The organism is Rhodococcus sp. 7Tela_A2, from assembly GCF_049311045.1.
Taxonomy (GTDB): domain Bacteria; phylum Actinomycetota; class Actinomycetes; order Mycobacteriales; family Mycobacteriaceae; genus Rhodococcus.
Window position 1 is genome coordinate 26,028 of the sequence record NZ_JAXION010000028.1, and the last position, 16,418, is coordinate 42,445.

Sequence of the window (16,418 nt, forward strand, 5' to 3'; positions counted from 1 at the left end):
ACGTGCGATTCCGCGTAACAAGACGGTCTCTGGTCCTTTGTGCAGCTCTCCCTGTCAAACAGGAGGCACGTTGGTATACCAACGCTCCGCAGAACTACGCTCGGAGGGCGCGCATGATTATCGATCGAGCGGAAGGCGTCCATGACTGCGATGAACGGGCACTCGAACCTGTCTCGATGGGTTTTCGAAGAGATTCGTGACCGCATCAACGACGGACGTTTGGCCGCCGGTGAGTCGCTCAGTGAGCGGGACCTGGGCGCAGAATTGCAGGTTTCACGGGTTCCGATACGCGAAGCGCTACCGATGCTCGAGGCGGCCGGTCTGGTGTCTCTGTCACCGCGCCGGCCCGCAGTCGTCACGAGGGTGAGTCGTAGTGGTGTGAATCAGTTGTACGACATCAGATCAGCTCTCGAGCCCTTGGCTGCCCGGCGCGCGGCCGCCGCCGTAGCGAGCGGCAAGTCCCCGGAGCGACTGTCAGCGGCGTTGCGCGCCGCCGCAGGTGCTCTGGCGAGTGGCGCTCTCGGTGATTTCCACACACAGAGTGGTGCCGTGCACGCAGAGATCGAACAGCTCTGCGAGAACGACTTGCTGGGTGTGCTCATGGATCCCCTTCGTGAGCGCAGCACTCGCCTGAACGTCGCCAACATCCATCAGGATCCGCAGGCACGCCACGCGGAACATGTCTCTCTCGTCGAAGCGATCGTTCAGGGCGATATCGAGCTGGCCTCTTCGCTTGCCCATGCACACGTCGAATGGGGCAGGCGCCGGACTTTCGAGACGCTGTCGTCCGTTCCCGGCTTCGACCCCGACAGTTAGCGTCTTCCGAGGCCGTTCGGTGTGTGCGTACCGCAAAGGGCTGCCGGGCGTCTGGGCGCAGGTGTTCGTCCTCGAGAACGTGTGTAGGTGGGAACGGACGGGTATACCCCGCACACATCGAAAGGAGAGCACGATGCCGAACTCGTCGATCAAGAACGAAAAGATGTACGAAGAGTTGCGTGACGACGGCGCGTCGAAGGAAAAGGCTGCCCGGATCTCCAACGCCGCCGCTGCCGAGGGCAAGTCGAAGGTCGGGAAGCGAGGCGGAAAGTCCGGGTCGTACGACGACTGGACCGTCGACGACCTGAAGAAGCGGGCGAAAGAACTCGGCTTGAGCGGTTACTCGAGCATGCGCAAGAACGAACTCGTGGACGCGTTGCGCAACCACTGACGGGAAGGCAACCTGGACTCACGAGGCCGCCCCGGCCCGCGAGAGGGGCAGGCATGGCATTGAGCGTGGACGGCGACACCCTGTACTTCGAGTTCCCCGAAGTACACGGGGAAGCCGAACTGGCCGTCTCGTTCCACCGCACCGTCCGGGTGCCGGACGACGGGAAGCGCTACCCGCTGCCACCGAGCCTCGGCACCTTTCCTCTACGTGTCGTGGACGAGCACATCGTCCTGCCCGTATGGCAGTCCGAAGCCTGCTGGATCAAGTTCGACACTCGTTATCCGTTTCTCGTCAAGGTCGGAACCGGCGACGTCGACGCGGTGACGGGCGGGCCCTGGACGCCGGAACCCGATTTCGATGCCGAGGACTATTTCGAGGTCCCGGAACAACCCTGGCTCGACGGGTTCTGTGTGGACGGCGGACTGGTCCGCCAGTTCGTGGCGATGCCGCTGGGTGCGGGGTACACCGTCGAGGAACAACTCGGTCGCGGGCCGGCCACCGGGGGAATCCGGATCGCCGCGTCCCCGATGAAGGCCGACGTGTACGAGCGGCGGCGCGCGCGAACCGACGACCGGCAGCACATGATGACTTTCGCACCGCCTCCGCCGCCCGGCATGGGACTCGGCGCGGGCGGTTCGATCACCCAGCGCGTCGCGACGCCGGTGGAAGAACGCGGCGTATGGGACACGGGCCGTCGCTCGGCGGCGCACGTCGCGCTGGTCAACAGCGTGCAGTGGGAAACCCTGACGGGAACAGCGCCACCGACCGAGCCGATCACCGCGCGCGAGTACACCGAGCGCGGGTATCCGTGGTTCGAGGTGTACGACGAGTCGGTCGCGCGGGAAGCGGCCACGGCACTGTCGGGTGTCGAGACCGTCTCGCGCGTGCTGGCCCGCCGAGGGGACGACCCGCTGGCCGGAAACGATACCGTCGACGTGCCCGAACCCCTGAGGATCCGTCCGCGGAAGGGCCGGGACCGCGGTTGAGATCCGCCGTTGGGGCTCAGCCGAATTCGACACCCTGGGCAAGCGGGAGTTCGTTCGAGTAGTTCACCGTGTTGGTGGCGCGGCGCATGTACGCCTTCCATGAATCCGAACCCGATTCGCGGCCGCCGCCGGTCTCCTTCTCGCCGCCGAACGCACCACCGATCTCCGCGCCCGAGGTACCGATGTTGACGTTGGCGATACCGCAGTCCGAGCGGGAGAGGAACTGCTCGGCCTCCCGTTGGTCGAGGGTGAAGATCGACGACGACAGCCCCTGGGGGACTGCGTTGTTCAGCGTGATCGCCTCGTCGAGGTCGTCGTAGGTGAGGACGTACAGGATCGGTGCGAACGTCTCCTCCCGTACGACCTCGGTCTGGCCCGGCATGCGGACGAGTGCGGGGGAGACGTAGACCCCCTTCCCGGACACGTCGACACGGTCGCCGCCCGCGACGACAACGCCGCCGTCGGCAGCGGCGCGATCGAGAGCAGAGCGCATCGCCTCGTACGATTTCTCCGAGACGAGCGGACCCACGAGGACTCCCTCGTCGAACGGATTTCCCACGCGCAAGCCGGAATACGCGGTTGCAAGCCGCTCGACGAGCGTGTCGGCGATCGACCGGTGCACGATGAGCCGCCGGAGTGTCGTGCACCGCTGCCCGGCGGTACCCGCGGCGGCGAACACGACGCCGCGCACCGTGAGGTCGAGGTCGGCCGACGGAGTGACGATCGCTGCGTTGTTGCCGCCGAGTTCGAGCAGGCACCGGCCGAATCGCGCGGCGACGCGGGGAGCAACCGCCCGCCCCATCCGCACGGACCCGGTTGCGCTGACGAGCGCGATCCGCGGATCGTCGGAAAGGGTTTCTCCGACGCGGGAGTCGCCGAGAAGCACGTGGTGCAGGCCGTCGGGCGCGCCCACATCGGCGGCAGCGCGCCGCAGGAGTGCGTCACACGCGAGCGCGGTGAGCGGCGTGGTCTCGGACGGCTTCCACACCACCGGGTCGCCGCACACGAGCGCGATCGCGGTGTTCCACGACCACACCGCGACCGGGAAGTTGAACGCCGAGATGACACCGACCACACCGAGGGGATGCCATGTCTCCATCAGGCGGTGACCCGGACGTTCGGACGGCATGGTCCGCCCGTACAACTGGCGGGACAGCCCGACGGCGAAGTCGCAGACGTCGATCATCTCCTGAACCTCACCGGCCGCCTCGGACGGGATCTTCCCGACCTCGAGTGTGACGAGTGCTGCCAGGTCGCTCTTGTGCTCGACGAGGAGTTCGCCGAGACGTCGGACGAGTTGTCCGCGAACCGGGGCGGGCACGTGTCGCCATTGCTCGAACGCGCTTGCGGCGGTCGAAATGGCGAGATCGACGTCTTCGGCCGAGTGGAGGGGAAGTCGAGCGAGTTCGGTGCCGTCGACCGGGCTCGTGACGCCGAGGACACCGTCCTGCGGAAGTTCGACTCCGCAACGGCTCAGGGCCGCCTCTGCTCGGGTGCGGAGGTCGGAGGTCGCATTCATCGGTGTGGTCCCTTCGTGCTCGGATAATCTGCGCGGGTGCCGGAATCCCCTAAAGACGCGCTGGACGAGATCGATCGATTGCTGTTGCGCGAATTGGAAGCCGACGGGCGGGCCACCTTGGCCGCGCTTGCCGACAAGGCGGGCCTGTCGGTGTCCGCCGTCCAATCCCGGGTACGACGCCTCGAGTCGCGCGACATCATTCGCGGGTACAGCGCCAGAATCGATCCCGAGGCGATCGGACTCGCGCTCTCGGCGTTCGTCGCCATCACCCCTCTTGATCCGTCTCAGCCGGACGATGCACCGGCGCGATTGCGCCATATCGACGCCATCGAATCCTGTCACTCGGTCGCCGGGGACGAAAGCTACATCCTCCTCGTGCGTGTCGCCTCGCCGCGCGCGCTCGAACATCTGCTTCAGCAAATTCGTGCGACCGCGAACGTGGCAACCCGGAGCACCGTCATTCTCCAAACATTTTACGAGCGGTGACGGTAAACGCCGGTAAATTTCTTGTAATGAAGACCCTTTACTGAATGTTCGGACGTATCGTTCCCGGTATGAGTACTGCACTCCGGCGCCCGGACAGTGACGGATCCCTCCTTCCCGACCGCGTTCACGACGTACTGCGGCAGCACCTGCTCACGGACGGAGCAGACCTCGTCCTCGACCTCGGACGCTCACGCGGCCTACGACTGGTCGACCAGCGCGACGGCACTGTTTACCTCGACATGTTCGGGTTCTTCGCGTCCTCGGCGCTCGGCATGAACCATCCTGCGCTCGCGGACGACCCCGGTGCCGCAGAGGAGTTCTGCACTGTCGCACCGAACAAGCCCAGCAACTCCGACATCTATACGGTGCCGATGGCCCGGTTCGTCGACACCTTTGCCCGGGTCCTCGGGGACCCGGCCCTGCCGCACCTGTTCTTCGTCGACGGCGGTGCGCTCGCCGTCGAGAATGCTCTCAAGGCCGCGTTCGACTGGAAGAGCCGCCTCAACGAGTCCCGCGGACTCGACCCCGGCCTCGGAGGCTCGGTGCTCCATCTGACCGAGGCGTTCCACGGGCGGAGCGGCTACACGATGTCGCTCACCAACACCGACCCGGTGAAGACCGCACGCTTCCCGAAGTTCGACTGGCCGCGAATCGACGCGCCCTATCTGTGCGACGGCCGCGACATCGCCGCGGCCGAGGACCGCGCGCTCGACCAGGCGCGCGCCGCATTCGCCGAGCGCCCCCACGACATCGCGTGCTTCATCGCCGAACCCGTCCAAGGGGAGGGCGGCGACCACCACTTCCGTCCGGAGTTCTTCCGGGCCATGGCGGATCTGTGCCGCGCCAACGACGCGCTGTTCGTGTTCGACGAGGTGCAGACCGGTGTCGGACTCACGGGCACCACCTGGGCCTATCAGCAGTTCGGCGTGGCTCCCGACCTCGTGGCATTCGGAAAGAAGACGCAGGTGTGCGGGATCATGGCCGGCGGGCGGATCGACGAAGTGCCCGACAACGTCTTCACGGTGAGCTCTCGTCTCAACTCCACCTGGGGTGGCAATCTCACCGACATGGTGCGTGCCCGCCGCATCCTCGAGGTGATCGAACGGGACGGACTGATCGAGCGTGCCCGCACCCGTGGGGCGCATCTGCTGGCCGGAGTGCAGCAACTCGCCGCACGCCGTCCTGCGGTGACGGAGCCGAGGGGCCGCGGGCTGATGTGTGCGCTGACCCTGCCGTCACCGGACATGCGCGACGCGGTGCTGCGCGACCTGTACCGCGACGAGCACGTCCTCATGATCGGCACCGGCACCCGCGGTATCCGATTCCGGCCCCCGCTGACGGTCACGACAGCCGAACTCGACGAGGCGCTCGCCGCCGTGGACCGGGTCCTCGGGCGCCACACCTGAGCCGTGCGGGGCTTTCCGGTTCCGAGCGCAACGCCGTAGGTTGTCGACATGACCGATGCACTGGGCAACGAGGCCGCTGCGGACACCGCCTTCGCGATCCCGTCACTGGCGAACTTCCGCGACATCGGCGGGTGTGCGAGTTCCTACGGTGGCGTGGTTCGTACCGGGGTGGTGTACCGCTCGACCGACCTGAGCCGGGTCACCGAGACCGATCTCGACACACTCACGGCACTGCACATCGCGAACGTCTTCGACCTCCGCACCGCGGCCGAGCAGGAGCTGCGTCCGGACAAGCTTCCGGCGCACGCCCGGCACTTCGCCCTCGACGTCCTCGCCGACCGGAACAACGGGTCCATCGCGGCAGCGCTCCCCGACATCGTTGCCGATCCCGCACTGGCCGCCCAGGCGTTCGGTGACGGCCGCGCCGTCGAATATCTGCGGGGGAGCTACCGGGACTTCGTGACGTTGCCGAGCGCCCTCGCGTCGTATCGCGCTGTCGCGGAAGGTATGGCGCAGGGCGACGTTCCCGCGCTGGTCCACTGCAGCGCGGGGAAGGACCGGACGGGGTGGGCCGCAGCGTCCCTGCTCCTGTTCGCCGGCGCCGACGAGGATGCGGTGTTCGCCGACTACCTGCGTACCAACGACATGCTGCTGCCCGCTTTCGACACGATGTTCGCCCGCTTCGCCGAACGCGGAGGTGACCCGGACATCCTCGTTCCGATTCTCGGTGTGCGGCGCGAGTACCTCGAAACCGCAATCGACGAGGCGCTGACCCGGTACGGCAGCATCGAAGGGTATTTCGCGGCCGGCCTCGGCCTCGGCGACACCGCGTTGCAGGCTCTGCGCGACCGCCTCGTGGCCCCGCAGGAGTGAGCGTTCGCCGGGCAGGCGGTACCTGACGAACAGGCCGGTGCCGCAAACGGTTTCAGCGTGCGCGCGCTGCGCGGGTGCGGCGGCGGAGCGCCTCGGCGACGGCGAGGCCGACAAGGATGCCGAAGAGGTCGGCGCACCAGTCCCAGACCGATCCCGAACGCCGCACGGCGACGGTCGCCTGCAACACCTCGGTGAGAGCTCCGTACGCGGCCAGCCCCACCAGCGTGATCGCGGGGGAGAAGCGCGCGAAGCGGGAGCAGTACGCCAGCACCGCGAACATGAGCGCGTGGGTCACCTTGTCGGAATGCGGTGGCCCCGAGGGAGTGGTGTCGCCGGGCAGGAGGAGCATCACCGTGACCGCGATGACGGCAACCACGAGTGGCAGCACTCGCTGCCAGGCGAAAGGGGGCATGGCGCCAACGTTAGTCGGCACCGCCGGGCGGCCGGTCCGAGGCTCGCCATTCCGTGACCAGGCGGTACGCCCTGCGCCCCAGCATCCAGAGGGCGACGAGCGCGAGGAGAATCGCGATCGGGTGCCGGATCGCGACGAGGATCAGCAGCGCGACGAGCACCAGCGGGACCAGCGTCACGAGGTTCAGATAGAGATTCTCGCGGGCTGGTGGGGGCACCAGGGCTGCCGGCGCCGACGGCAGGTCGCGGAACAGCGGAACCAGGTCGCCGCGGGTCCGGGCTTCCGTCGCGCGAGTCACACGCTCGTCGAACTCGTCGAGCGTGAGCCGGCCGGCCGCGAAGTGGTCACCGAGCAGCTGCACGGCTTCTTCGCGTTCGGCCGTTCCGATACGTACTTCGGGACGCTCGCCCATGGGTCCAGACTAGTGGAGATCGGACGTGCGGGGCGTGCCCGAATCCCAGGCTGCGATCTCGGCCTCGGCGCGCAGATCATCGTGGCTCGGTGACGCCAGCAGCAGCAGCACGATCGCGCCGAGGACGACGAAACCTGCGATGAACCCCGGGAACATCAGCGACATCACGGTCATCCCGGTGGGTTCGGGCGCGTCCGGCAGCACGTGCACTGCCACCCCGGCCATGCCGGTGTAGTGCAGCGCGACCACCGCGGAGGCCATGACGGCCGCCGCCACGACGCGCATCGCCGCACTCTCCGCCGCACCCGACAGCCACAGCGCGGTGAGCGAGGCGACCACCCCGATCAGCACCGATCCAGCGATGTACGGACTCTGTTGTTCGAGTTCTCCCTGAACCCGCACCGCCGACATTCCGGCGTAGTGCATGGCGGCGACCGCGAGGCCCATCACCACGCCTCCCACGGCCAGTCGTTCACCCGGCGACCAGGACCGCAACCGTCGCACATCCGCCTGCAGGATCCACAGTCCGAACCATGTCGCGCCGATCGCCAGAGCGACGGAGAGCAGGGTCGGTGCCAATGCGTACCTGACCGGCGATCCCGGAAGCGAGAAGCCCATCATTCCGATGAAGTGCATCAGCCAGATGCCGACGCCGCCGATCGCGACGCTCGCGAGGAAGGTCCAGCGTGCCCGGGACCGGGCGACCCGCGTGGCGTGGCGGGCGCAGGTCAAACCTGCGTAACACCCGACGGCTGAGGCGAACCAGCCGAGAGCGAAGAGCCACATTCCCATGGAGAAGTGGTGGAGTTCGTGCGACATACGTCCCCTTGACGGAGGGCGGCACGGGCCCCTCCACGGCATGCAGGGGCTGCGTGCCGCGCATGGATTGGACAGCGACAACGACCCCGACAGTCTCGAAGAGAATAGGTCACAATGCCCCACGCCGATAGGTCCGAAGTCCCACGACGAGGTGTGGAACCGGTCACGTGCGCATATGACGGAGGCCCCCGCACCGACGATGCGGTGTGGGGGCCCCTCGAGACGTGCTGGTGCTACTTGAGTTCGGCGAGGACCGTGCCCTGCGTGATGGCGGAGCCCGGCTCGACCGTGAGGCCGGTGACGACGCCGGCCTTGTGCGCCGTGACGGGGTTCTCCATCTTCATGGCCTCGAGGACGGCGATGAGGTCGCCCTCGGCGACTTCCTGTCCTTCGGTCACGGCAACCTTGACCACGGTGCCCTGCATCGGCGCGGTGACCGCGTCGCCGGATGCCTTGCCACCCTGGCCGCCGCCGCGCTTGCGGGCCTTCGGCTTCTTGCGGACGACGCCGGGGGCGCCACCGCCGCTGCCGAGAGAGAACTGGCCGGGAAGCGACACCTCGACGCGACGTCCGCCGACCTCGACGACGACGTTCTGACGCGGCAGGACCTCGTCCTCGTCCTCGACCGCACCACCCGGGGTGAACGGCTCGATGGTGTTGTCCCAGTCGTTCTCGATCCACTTGGTGTAGACGTCGAACTTCTCGCCGTCGCCGACGAACGCGGGGTTCTCGACGATGTGGCGGTGGAACGGGATGACGGTGGCCAGACCGTCGACCTCGAACTCGGCGAGCGCGCGTGCCGCGCGCTGCAGCGCCTGCTCGCGGTTCTCGCCGGTGACGATCAGCTTCGCGAGCATCGAGTCGAACTGGCCGCCGATGACGTCGCCCTGGACGACACCGGAGTCGACGCGCACGCCGGGGCCCGTCGGCTCGCGGTAGACGGTGATGGGGCCGGGGGCGGGCATGAAGCCACGGCCGGCGTCCTCGCCGTTGATGCGGAACTCGAAGGAGTGGCCGCGCGGAGTCGGATCTTCCTTGATCTCGAGTTCCTCACCGTTGGCGATGCGGAACTGCTGGCGCACCAGGTCGATGCCTGCGGTTTCCTCGGTGACGGGGTGCTCGACCTGCAGTCGGGTGTTGACCTCGAGGAAGGAGACGGTGTCGCCCTGCACCAGGTATTCGACCGTGCCGGCGCCGTAGTAACCGGCCTCCTTGCAGATCGCCTTGGCCGAAGCGTGGATGCGGGCACGCTGGTCGTCGGTGAGGAACGGCGCGGGGGCCTCCTCGACAAGCTTCTGGAAGCGACGCTGCAGCGAGCAGTCGCGGGTGCCGGCGACGATGACGTTGCCGTGCTGATCGGCGAGGACCTGGGCCTCGACGTGGCGGGCCTTGTCGAGGTACTGCTCGACGAAGCACTCACCGCGGCCGAAGGCTGCGATGGCCTCGCGGGTAGCCGACTCGAAGAGTTCCGGGATTTCCTCGATGGTCTGCGCGACCTTCATGCCGCGACCGCCGCCGCCGAAGGCTGCCTTGATCGCAACGGGCACGCCGTACTGCTTCGCGAACTCGACGACCTCGTCGGCGTTCTTGACGGGGTCCTTGGTGCCGGCCGCCATCGGGGCCTTCGCGCGCTCGGCGATGTGCCGGGCGGTGACCTTGTCGCCGAGGTCGCGGATGGACTGCGGGGAGGGGCCGATCCAGATCAGGCCCGCGTCGATGACAGCCTGGGCGAAGTCGGCGTTCTCCGACAGGAAGCCGTAGCCGGGGTGGATCGCGTCGGCGCCGGACTTGGCCGCAGCGTCGAGGATCTTGTCGAACACCAGGTAGGACTCGGCCGAAGTGGTGCCACCGAGCGCGAACGCCTCGTCTGCGAGCTTCACGAACTGTGCATCGGCGTCCGGCTCAGCGTAGACAGCGACACTGCCGTACCCCGCATCCTTCGCCGCGCGGATGACCCGCACAGCGATTTCGCCGCGGTTCGCGACGAGCACCTTCGTGATCTGCGCGCTGGCATGACTGGGCACGGAGCCTCCTGCTATCGATCGTTAGGTTATTTCCGTCAAGCGGCAGTCTAAGCACCAATCCGCTAGACGATGTAACCGGATGGCTTCTACACATTACGGTGCCCACCTGAGCGTGCAACGCTACTCGCCGGTAGGTGGGACGTCCCGATCAGGGGCTCCGGAGCCCGGTGCAGAGGAAGCCACCACGTCGTGCATCAGTTCGCGTGTCCGGTGCAGGAAGCGGAGAACGTTCGCGGCCGCGACCGGATTGTCGGGGAAGCGAGCGGACATGTTCAGGCCCTCGGGGGTCCGGTTGATCCAGATGTAGACGTCGTGGGCGAAGCTCCGGCTGCGCAGCGCGCGAGCGTTCCACTCCGGCCACTGGGCGGCCATCGGAACGAAGCGCACATCCATGTAGGACACGACGAACCGCGGGCGGATGGGCACGCCGAGCAGTTCGCCGACACGGTCGAACGGCACGCGGGCGCTGGCGCGGGTGCGGCGCAATTCGCGCGCGGCGCGGGCGGTGAGCGTGTCGAAATCCGTTGTGCCCGTGAGGTCCAGGTCGATCGGGCTCACTCCGACGAACCAGCCGAGTGCGCCCGCCCACATCGGGCCCGTCCGGGTATGGGCGGGCGCGACGACACGGAAATTGTCGACGCCCGCCAATTCTCGGGTCGCCTGCCCGAGGCATGCGAGTACGCCCGCGAAGAAACCCGCGCCCGAGTCCTGACACCGCGCCGCGAACACGGACGCCTGCTTGTCGTCGAACCAGCGTTCCACCGCACCCTGCTGCGCGACGGTGTGCGGCGGGCGAGGGCCGATCGGGAGCGGGAACGACGGCGCGTGCCCGCCGCACACTTTCAGGGTGTGCTGCCAGATGCGTACGGCTTCGTGCTTGTCGTCGAGTCGCTCGGAACCGTCGCGTTCGGCGGCGCCGAAATCGATGTAGCTGCCGACGGGGAACAGTTCGGCGGGGCGGCCCGTCCGCTCCTCCTCGTACAGGGCGGTGATCTCGTGCGCCACCAGCACGATCGAATACCCGTCGATGATGGAGTGGTCGGCTCCGAAGAAGACCGTGAAACACGGTGCAGTACCGGAGAACCCGGATGAGTCGTCCGGGAGCCGTTCGAGCGTCGCGAAGACGTAGGCGGGCCACAGATGCGGGGTCGTGTAGTCGTCGAACAACCCGTGGAGGTGATCGCGGATGGTGTCGGGATCGCTGGGGTCGTGGCGGATGGAACGGAGGGAGATCCTGCCCGGGGGTGCGGTACGCCGGATGATCGGACTCTCCGCACGATCGGATCCGGTCAGGCGGGTATGGCTGCGCAACGGCTCGTGCCGGTCGATCCACCGTTCCAGCGCGCGGCGGAACTTCTCGGTGTCGATCTCACCGTCGATCTCGAAAGCGGTGCCCAGCCAGGATTCCCGGCCCCCGCCGTAGCGGGCACCACTCGAACGCCGCAGGTGCGCCTCGTGGATGTAGGAGGCCGGACGCGAGTCCTGCTGCCAGGCGTCGTCTTCTGCGCACGGCAGCCATTCGGTCAGGACCCCCGCCGAGATCGGGTAGTCGGCCAACTCGGTGAATTGCATCGACTTGCGGTTCCGCAGGACTCAGGAGCGGAGGTGACGTTTGATGCGCGACAGCATGGCGCTCATGCCGCGCAACCTCAACGGGCTCACGACGGCGGCCAAGCCGAGCGCGGAGTAGAAGTCGTCCGGCACGTCGAGGATCTCTTTCGCGCTGAGGCCGTCCAGCCCCTGGTGCAGGATCGACGCGAATCCGCGTGTGGTCGGAGCCTCGGCGGGAGCACTGAAATGCAGTGTCACGCTGGAGGGGTCGGCGGCGTCGACGGAGAGGAACAGCGGCGACTGGCACTCGGGCACAGGCTCCATCGCCGCCTCTTCGAGCTCCGGTGGGAGCGGCGGCAGTTCCCGGCTGAACTCGAGCAGGAGCTGTAGCTTGTCCTGAGCCTCGACGGCGGCGAAGTCGTCGACGATCTCGGCGAGAGGTGCGGGAATACTCATGCGACCGGCGCTGTTCCCGGCTCGTCGCCCTGGACGATCGGCACGCGCACCGCGTTGCCCCATTCCGTCCACGAACCGTCGTAGTTGCGTACATGCGGGTAACCGAGCAGGTGCGTGAGCACGAACCAGGTGTGGCTGGACCGCTCGCCGATCCGGCAGTACGCGATGACATCGGCGTCCTTGTCGACACCCGAGTAGATCTCGTCGAGTTCGGTGCGGGAGCGGAAACGTCCGTCCGGAGCAGCGGCCTTCGCCCACGGAATGGAGACCGCGGTGGGGATGTGACCGCCGCGCAGGGCGCCTTCCTCCGGGTAGTCGGGCATGTGGGTGCGCTCGCCGGTGTACTCCTGCGGCGACCGGACATCCACGAGCGGAACGCGTCCGAGATGGGACAGGACGTCGTCCTTGAATGCGCGGATCGGGGTGTCGTTGCGTTCGACGACGGGGTAGCCGCTCGTCGTGGCCGACGGGATTTCGAGGGTGGTGTCGCGGTTCTCGGAGATCCACGCGTCGCGGCCACCGTCGAGCAGGCGGACGTCCTCGTGACCGAAGAGCGTGAACACCCACAGTGCGTAGGCGGCCCACCAGTTCGACTTGTCGCCGTAGATCACGACGGTGTCGGTGCGGCGGATGCCCTTGCGATCCATCAGCGCCGCGAACTGCTCGCCGTCGATGTAGTCGCGCGTCACCGGATCGTTGAGGTCGAGATGCCAGTCGATCTTCACGGCGCCCGGAATGTGCCCGACGTCGTAGAGCAGCACGTCTTCGTCGGATTCGACGACCTTCATCTCGGGATGCCCGAGGTGCGCCGAGAGCCACTCGGTCGACACGAGACGAGCGGGATCCGCGTAGGCGGCGAACGACGAGTTGCTATCGGGTGCGACGGGCACTAAGAGCTCCTGGGGCAGTGGTGGCAGGTGCGCAGTCGATTCTAGGCGGTAGCGTTCGAGCACGTGACTCGCAGTCGATCCCACCACGCCGATCTCGGCTGCCGTGCCGACATCGACGTACTGGTGCGGCGGTTCTACGAGCGTGCGACGGCCGATCCGCTGCTCGCGCCGGTATTCGACGTTCTCGCCGTCGTCGGGCTCGACGACCACCTCGTCGTCGTCGGCGACTTCTGGGAACAGATCCTGTTCCGCACCACGCGTTACGACGGAGCGTTCATCCCCGTCCACCGCGCGCTGCACGGCCACCACGGCCTGACATCCGCCCGGTTCGAGCGCTGGCTCGCGTTGTGGACCGAGAACGTCGACGCGTTGTTCGCGGGGACGAATGCCGACCGTGCCAAGATCAAAGCCGAGGCGATGGCACGGTCGCTCGCCCGCTCGCTGAAGGTCGATATGTCGTAATATCCGCGCGGACGCCCGTGACGGGCAGACACGGCAGGGACCAGCAGACGCGGTAGTGCTGAACAGACGAACCGATCCGGGGCGCCCGGCGGCGACATACAGGGGTGTGCGGGAATGCCGTATTTCGGGTTGATCGTGATGATCGTGTGGGTGGCGTGCCTGATCGACGTGATCCGTGCCGACGAACACGAGGTGCGGCACCTGCCCAAGCCGCTGTGGCTGATGGTCGTGATCCTTCTGCCGCTGGTCGGCTCGGTGCTGTGGTTGCTCGTCGGACGGCCGGACGGGGTCGACCGGTCGCGGACGCAGAGGCCTGCGTCGGCGTTCCCCGAATACAACCGGCCCGGGCGGCAGGCAGGGCAGCAGCCCGAGACCGACGAGGAGTTCCTCCGGCGCTGCCGCGAACGCGCAGAACAGCAACGCCGTGTGGCCAGGGAGCAGGAGAAGCGCCGGCTGGAACGCGAGGGCGGCGCCGGGGCCTGAGCGCCGCTCAGTCGGAGACGGGCGCCTTCAGTTGCATCCACGCGAGCACATCGAGCACCCGCAGGGCCGGCACCGCGTCCGGCAATCCGGCCTGCTCCCGCAGCCCGACGAGGCGTGCCTGTAGCTCACCGTCGTTGTGCCGCAACGCTTGCCGGATCGGCTCGAGATGCGCCTGCTTGGTGTCGAGCACCTCGCCGACGACGCGATCGTAGATCGGGTAGAGCCGGGGCCGCTTCCGGGCGATCAGCTTCGACGCGACCGTGCGTCCGATGCTCGGCACCGTCCACAACGCCGTCTCCAGTTGCCACGCAGGGGAACGGGGCGTCATCTCGTCTGCTTCCTCAGCGAGATCGCGGTCCGGACCGATCGCCGCCAGCAACTCGGCGAACTCGTCGCGGCGTTCCCGGAGCACGATGTCGGCGCCGTCGGGCGAGACCTCGACCGAGAGAAACGTGACGGCGACGAGGTCGTCGGCGGTGAAGACGTCGGCGTCGCGTTGCCTCGTCCCGGTCGAATCCCACTCGTCCCAGAGCGCGCCGCTCCGGAGCCGGCCGGTCTTCCGCAGCGGCACTCGGAAATAACGCTCCAGCACGTCGAGTGCCGGCGCGTCGTCCCGGCCGGCGAGCACCTTGGGCAGCCGGATCGGCACGTCAGGCTTCTTCGGTCATGACGGCGAGGACGTGCTGCGCGAACCACCGATTGTGATACTCCTCATACGGACCCGCACCTTGGTCGGCCAGACGCTCGGCCAGAGGGCCGATGGTGGTCTCGTCGAGCGGAAGTGCGAAGAACTGTTCGTCGGCGCCGTCGTCGCTGAGAATCCAGTCGACGACCACCGCGTCGCCGTTCGCGGCGGCGTTGTCCGAGTCGTGGAACTTCAGCAGCGGATACCGCATCGACAACTGGTCCAGCGAGGAACCGGTCTGCTGGATCAACGCGGAAGTGGACGTCGTGAGCACCGTGCGGTAATCGACGGTCTCCCCGTCTTCCGTGTACCGCTCGACGTGCAGGACTTCCATCGGGCCGATCGCGAGCGTGAACAGCCGCTGGTGGTCTGCGGTTCTGCCCGCGGACGGAAGGCAGGTCAGCGTCCACCCGGACACTTCGTGGTCCGCCGGATCGTCGAACGCGGAGGCCAGGTACCCGGCCACCAGATCGACGACCACGTCGAAGAAGGGATCCTGGCTCAGCAGGACGAAGCTTTCTTGGGTCGCGGACCCCGCGATGTCGTTCATGACCGTCCTCGGATTCGGTGATGGGGATGGTCCGGAAATTCGCTCAGTTTTCGAGAGCCTCGATCGGGATGGCCGCGTTCTCGGTCCACAACTGCGCAACCGAGATGCCGACCCGGGCAAGAAGCGTGCGCACGAGGGGCAGTCCGATACCCACGACAGACGACGGATCGCCTTCGATGCTGTCGATGAACCAGCCGCCGAGACCGTCGAGGGTGAACGCTCCCGCCACCTCGAGCGGCTCTCCGCTCTCGAGGTAGGTCTCGAGTTCCTCTTCGGTCGGGGTGCCGAAATGGACAACGGTGCCGCTGTGGTCGGATGCCTCGGCAACGAGTTCACCGTCGTGGACCCGCAGCACGCTGTGTCCCGTGAGCAGTTCCGCGCTGCGACCCGCCATCATGTGCCAGCGTTCACGCGCCACATCGGTTGTACCGGGCTTGCCTTGCAGCACACCGTCGACGAGGAGCATCGAGTCGCAACCGATGACCACCGCGTCCTTGAGTCCGCTTTCCTCGAGGACCGGCAGGATCGCAGCGGCTTTCTCGCGAGCGAGTGCTGTGACGACGGCCGCCGGGGCCGTACCGGGCTCGAGTGCCGAGACGACGGCGTCCTCGTCCACACCGGAGACGTGGACGAGCGGCTTGACTCCGGCCGCGTGCAGCACCGACAGGCGGGCCGGGGAAGCCGACGCCAGCACCAAGCGCGGCATGTCAGAGCCGGTTCGGGTACGAGTACGGGGAGAACGGAGCCCGCTGGCGGTGCATGCGCGTCGGGTCGCCCCATGTCTCGGCCGGCGTGGTGTCTCCTGCGGGAGCCACGGACGCCGCAGCCGCCGCGAGCACGGAGACCAGGGCCGCGACCTCCTCGTCGGAGGGGTTGCCCTTGACGATGCGCACAGCGACGGCCGGTTCCGCGGCAGGCTCCGGCGTTTCCGCCGGGGACTGCCGGCCGGCCGGTTCGGGAGCCTGCCCGTCGGTGGCGTCGCCGAGCGCGGCGTCGGTCGCTTCGTCGAACTCCGTGTCGGTGATGATCTTGTCCTCTGCCGTCGCGGTCACTGCGCGCCACCCGCGTGCGCTGCCGCGAACTGGGTCGCTGTCATGTGGGTCCCTCTCGTTGAGGTCATCGCACGCCACCTGCGGCGTGCTACGCCGTTCGGGGCGTGGCGACGGGTGCGCGACCGCGTCCCGCCGGTGTCACCGG

Annotated in this window: 20 protein-coding genes; 8 read left to right on the forward strand and 12 right to left on the reverse strand. The window is 67.5% G+C overall.

Annotated elements, in window-relative coordinates:
- Positions 1-141 precede the first annotated feature (141 nt).
- The 3 genes from TVH25_RS07740 to TVH25_RS07750 all read left to right on the forward strand — a co-directional run bounded on the left by TVH25_RS07740 (position 142) and on the right by TVH25_RS07750 (position 2,193).
- The gene (locus tag TVH25_RS07740; RefSeq protein WP_422423746.1) at positions 142-816 is read left to right on the forward strand and encodes a GntR family transcriptional regulator; all 675 of its coding nucleotides are present in this window, start codon (positions 142-144) and stop codon (positions 814-816) included.
- A 133-nt stretch (positions 817-949) separates the two neighbouring features.
- A complete protein-coding gene (locus TVH25_RS07745) occupies positions 950-1,207 on the forward strand; it encodes a DUF7218 family protein (protein ID WP_169619845.1) in 258 nt (85 codons plus the stop codon).
- Between the two features lie 53 nt (positions 1,208-1,260).
- Positions 1,261-2,193 carry a hypothetical protein gene (locus TVH25_RS07750; protein ID WP_422423747.1) on the forward strand — a complete coding sequence of 311 codons (933 nt, stop codon included), beginning with the start codon at positions 1,261-1,263 and terminating at the stop codon, positions 2,191-2,193.
- Positions 2,194-2,209: 16 nt separating this feature from the next.
- Here the strand turns inward: TVH25_RS07750 and TVH25_RS07755 are convergent, their stop codons facing one another.
- Positions 2,210-3,712 (reverse strand): aldehyde dehydrogenase family protein, encoded by a 1,503-nt coding sequence (locus TVH25_RS07755; RefSeq protein WP_169619843.1) that lies wholly within the window; start codon positions 3,710-3,712, stop codon positions 2,210-2,212.
- 36 nt (positions 3,713-3,748) lie between these two features.
- Between TVH25_RS07755 and TVH25_RS07760 the strand changes: the two genes are divergently transcribed.
- From TVH25_RS07760 to TVH25_RS07770, 3 genes are all read left to right on the forward strand, one after another.
- Complete coding sequence (locus TVH25_RS07760; protein ID WP_169619842.1) at positions 3,749-4,198, forward strand: Lrp/AsnC family transcriptional regulator; 450 nt, start codon at positions 3,749-3,751, stop codon at positions 4,196-4,198.
- Positions 4,199-4,266: 68 nt separating this feature from the next.
- Positions 4,267-5,604 (forward strand): L-lysine 6-transaminase, encoded by a 1,338-nt coding sequence (lat, locus tag TVH25_RS07765; protein WP_422423748.1) that lies wholly within the window; start codon positions 4,267-4,269, stop codon positions 5,602-5,604.
- A 48-nt stretch (positions 5,605-5,652) separates the two neighbouring features.
- Positions 5,653-6,477, forward strand: a complete 825-nt coding sequence (locus tag TVH25_RS07770; RefSeq protein ID WP_422423749.1) for a tyrosine-protein phosphatase — start codon at positions 5,653-5,655, stop codon at positions 6,475-6,477.
- Positions 6,478-6,529: 52 nt separating this feature from the next.
- On the opposite strand, the gene TVH25_RS07775 is transcribed toward TVH25_RS07770, so the two are convergent.
- The 7 genes from TVH25_RS07775 to TVH25_RS07805 form a co-directional block, all read right to left on the reverse strand.
- Positions 6,530-6,889 (reverse strand): VanZ family protein, encoded by a 360-nt coding sequence (locus TVH25_RS07775; RefSeq protein WP_169619839.1) that lies wholly within the window; start codon positions 6,887-6,889, stop codon positions 6,530-6,532.
- 10 nt (positions 6,890-6,899) lie between these two features.
- Positions 6,900-7,301 carry a DUF1707 SHOCT-like domain-containing protein gene (locus TVH25_RS07780; protein WP_169619838.1) on the reverse strand — a complete coding sequence of 134 codons (402 nt, stop codon included), beginning with the start codon at positions 7,299-7,301 and terminating at the stop codon, positions 6,900-6,902.
- 9 nt (positions 7,302-7,310) lie between these two features.
- Positions 7,311-8,120, reverse strand: a complete 810-nt coding sequence (locus TVH25_RS07785) for an MHYT domain-containing protein (RefSeq protein WP_169619837.1) — start codon at positions 8,118-8,120, stop codon at positions 7,311-7,313.
- A 233-nt stretch (positions 8,121-8,353) separates the two neighbouring features.
- Positions 8,354-10,144, reverse strand: coding sequence for an acetyl/propionyl/methylcrotonyl-CoA carboxylase subunit alpha (locus TVH25_RS07790; protein ID WP_169619836.1), 1,791 nt, complete (start codon positions 10,142-10,144; stop codon positions 8,354-8,356).
- 120 nt (positions 10,145-10,264) lie between these two features.
- Positions 10,265-11,716, reverse strand: coding sequence for a condensation domain-containing protein (locus TVH25_RS07795; protein WP_422423750.1), 1,452 nt, complete (start codon positions 11,714-11,716; stop codon positions 10,265-10,267).
- Between the two features lie 21 nt (positions 11,717-11,737).
- On the reverse strand, positions 11,738-12,151 hold the full coding sequence (locus tag TVH25_RS07800) for a SufE family protein (RefSeq protein ID WP_422423751.1): 414 nt from the start codon (positions 12,149-12,151) through the stop codon (positions 11,738-11,740).
- Positions 12,148-13,041, reverse strand: a complete 894-nt coding sequence (locus TVH25_RS07805; RefSeq protein WP_422423752.1) for a sulfurtransferase — start codon at positions 13,039-13,041, stop codon at positions 12,148-12,150. Before TVH25_RS07805 ends, TVH25_RS07800 begins: the two co-directional genes overlap by 4 nt.
- A gap of 63 nt (positions 13,042-13,104) precedes the next feature.
- Between TVH25_RS07805 and TVH25_RS07810 the strand changes: the two genes are divergently transcribed.
- Together TVH25_RS07810 and TVH25_RS07815 are read left to right on the forward strand one after the other, a co-directional pair.
- Complete coding sequence (locus TVH25_RS07810; RefSeq protein WP_422423753.1) at positions 13,105-13,503, forward strand: group III truncated hemoglobin; 399 nt, start codon at positions 13,105-13,107, stop codon at positions 13,501-13,503.
- 114 nt (positions 13,504-13,617) lie between these two features.
- On the forward strand, positions 13,618-13,986 hold the full coding sequence (locus TVH25_RS07815; RefSeq protein WP_296549024.1) for a PLD nuclease N-terminal domain-containing protein: 369 nt from the start codon (positions 13,618-13,620) through the stop codon (positions 13,984-13,986).
- A gap of 7 nt (positions 13,987-13,993) precedes the next feature.
- Here the strand turns inward: TVH25_RS07815 and TVH25_RS07820 are convergent, their stop codons facing one another.
- The 4 genes from TVH25_RS07820 to TVH25_RS07835 are packed head-to-tail and all read right to left on the reverse strand — an operon-like array spanning position 13,994 to position 16,273.
- Positions 13,994-14,635: a DUF6308 family protein gene (locus TVH25_RS07820; protein WP_422423754.1), complete on the reverse strand. Its 642-nt coding sequence runs from the start codon at positions 14,633-14,635 to the stop codon at positions 13,994-13,996.
- A 1-nt stretch (position 14,636) separates the two neighbouring features.
- Positions 14,637-15,221, reverse strand: coding sequence for a hypothetical protein (locus tag TVH25_RS07825; protein ID WP_422423755.1), 585 nt, complete (start codon positions 15,219-15,221; stop codon positions 14,637-14,639).
- A gap of 43 nt (positions 15,222-15,264) precedes the next feature.
- Positions 15,265-15,927, reverse strand: coding sequence for a Maf family protein (locus tag TVH25_RS07830; RefSeq protein ID WP_169619828.1), 663 nt, complete (start codon positions 15,925-15,927; stop codon positions 15,265-15,267).
- Between the two features lies 1 nt (position 15,928).
- Positions 15,929-16,273, reverse strand: a complete 345-nt coding sequence (locus TVH25_RS07835) for an acyl-CoA carboxylase epsilon subunit (RefSeq protein WP_296549030.1) — start codon at positions 16,271-16,273, stop codon at positions 15,929-15,931.
- Between the last annotated feature and the right edge of the window lie 145 nt (positions 16,274-16,418).

Bases quoted from the DNA above. Each gene is read 5' to 3' on its own strand.
- TVH25_RS07740 (WP_422423746.1), top strand. From the start codon at position 142: ATGACTGCGATGAACGGGCACTCGAACCTGTCTCGATGGGTTTTCGAA.
- TVH25_RS07745 (WP_169619845.1), top strand. From the start codon at position 950: ATGCCGAACTCGTCGATCAAGAACGAAAAGATGTACGAAGAGTTGCGT.
- TVH25_RS07750 (WP_422423747.1), top strand. From the start codon at position 1,261: ATGGCATTGAGCGTGGACGGCGACACCCTGTACTTCGAGTTCCCCGAA.
- TVH25_RS07755 (WP_169619843.1), bottom strand. From the start codon at position 3,712: ATGAATGCGACCTCCGACCTCCGCACCCGAGCAGAGGCGGCCCTGAGC.
- lat (WP_422423748.1), top strand. From the start codon at position 4,267: ATGAGTACTGCACTCCGGCGCCCGGACAGTGACGGATCCCTCCTTCCC.
- TVH25_RS07770 (WP_422423749.1), top strand. From the start codon at position 5,653: ATGACCGATGCACTGGGCAACGAGGCCGCTGCGGACACCGCCTTCGCG.
- TVH25_RS07775 (WP_169619839.1), bottom strand. From the start codon at position 6,889: ATGCCCCCTTTCGCCTGGCAGCGAGTGCTGCCACTCGTGGTTGCCGTC.
- TVH25_RS07780 (WP_169619838.1), bottom strand. From the start codon at position 7,301: ATGGGCGAGCGTCCCGAAGTACGTATCGGAACGGCCGAACGCGAAGAA.
- TVH25_RS07785 (WP_169619837.1), bottom strand. From the start codon at position 8,120: ATGTCGCACGAACTCCACCACTTCTCCATGGGAATGTGGCTCTTCGCT.
- TVH25_RS07795 (WP_422423750.1), bottom strand. From the start codon at position 11,716: ATGCAATTCACCGAGTTGGCCGACTACCCGATCTCGGCGGGGGTCCTG.
- TVH25_RS07800 (WP_422423751.1), bottom strand. From the start codon at position 12,151: ATGAGTATTCCCGCACCTCTCGCCGAGATCGTCGACGACTTCGCCGCC.
- TVH25_RS07815 (WP_296549024.1), top strand. From the start codon at position 13,618: ATGCCGTATTTCGGGTTGATCGTGATGATCGTGTGGGTGGCGTGCCTG.
- TVH25_RS07825 (WP_422423755.1), bottom strand. From the start codon at position 15,221: ATGAACGACATCGCGGGGTCCGCGACCCAAGAAAGCTTCGTCCTGCTG.
- TVH25_RS07830 (WP_169619828.1), bottom strand. From the start codon at position 15,927: ATGCCGCGCTTGGTGCTGGCGTCGGCTTCCCCGGCCCGCCTGTCGGTG.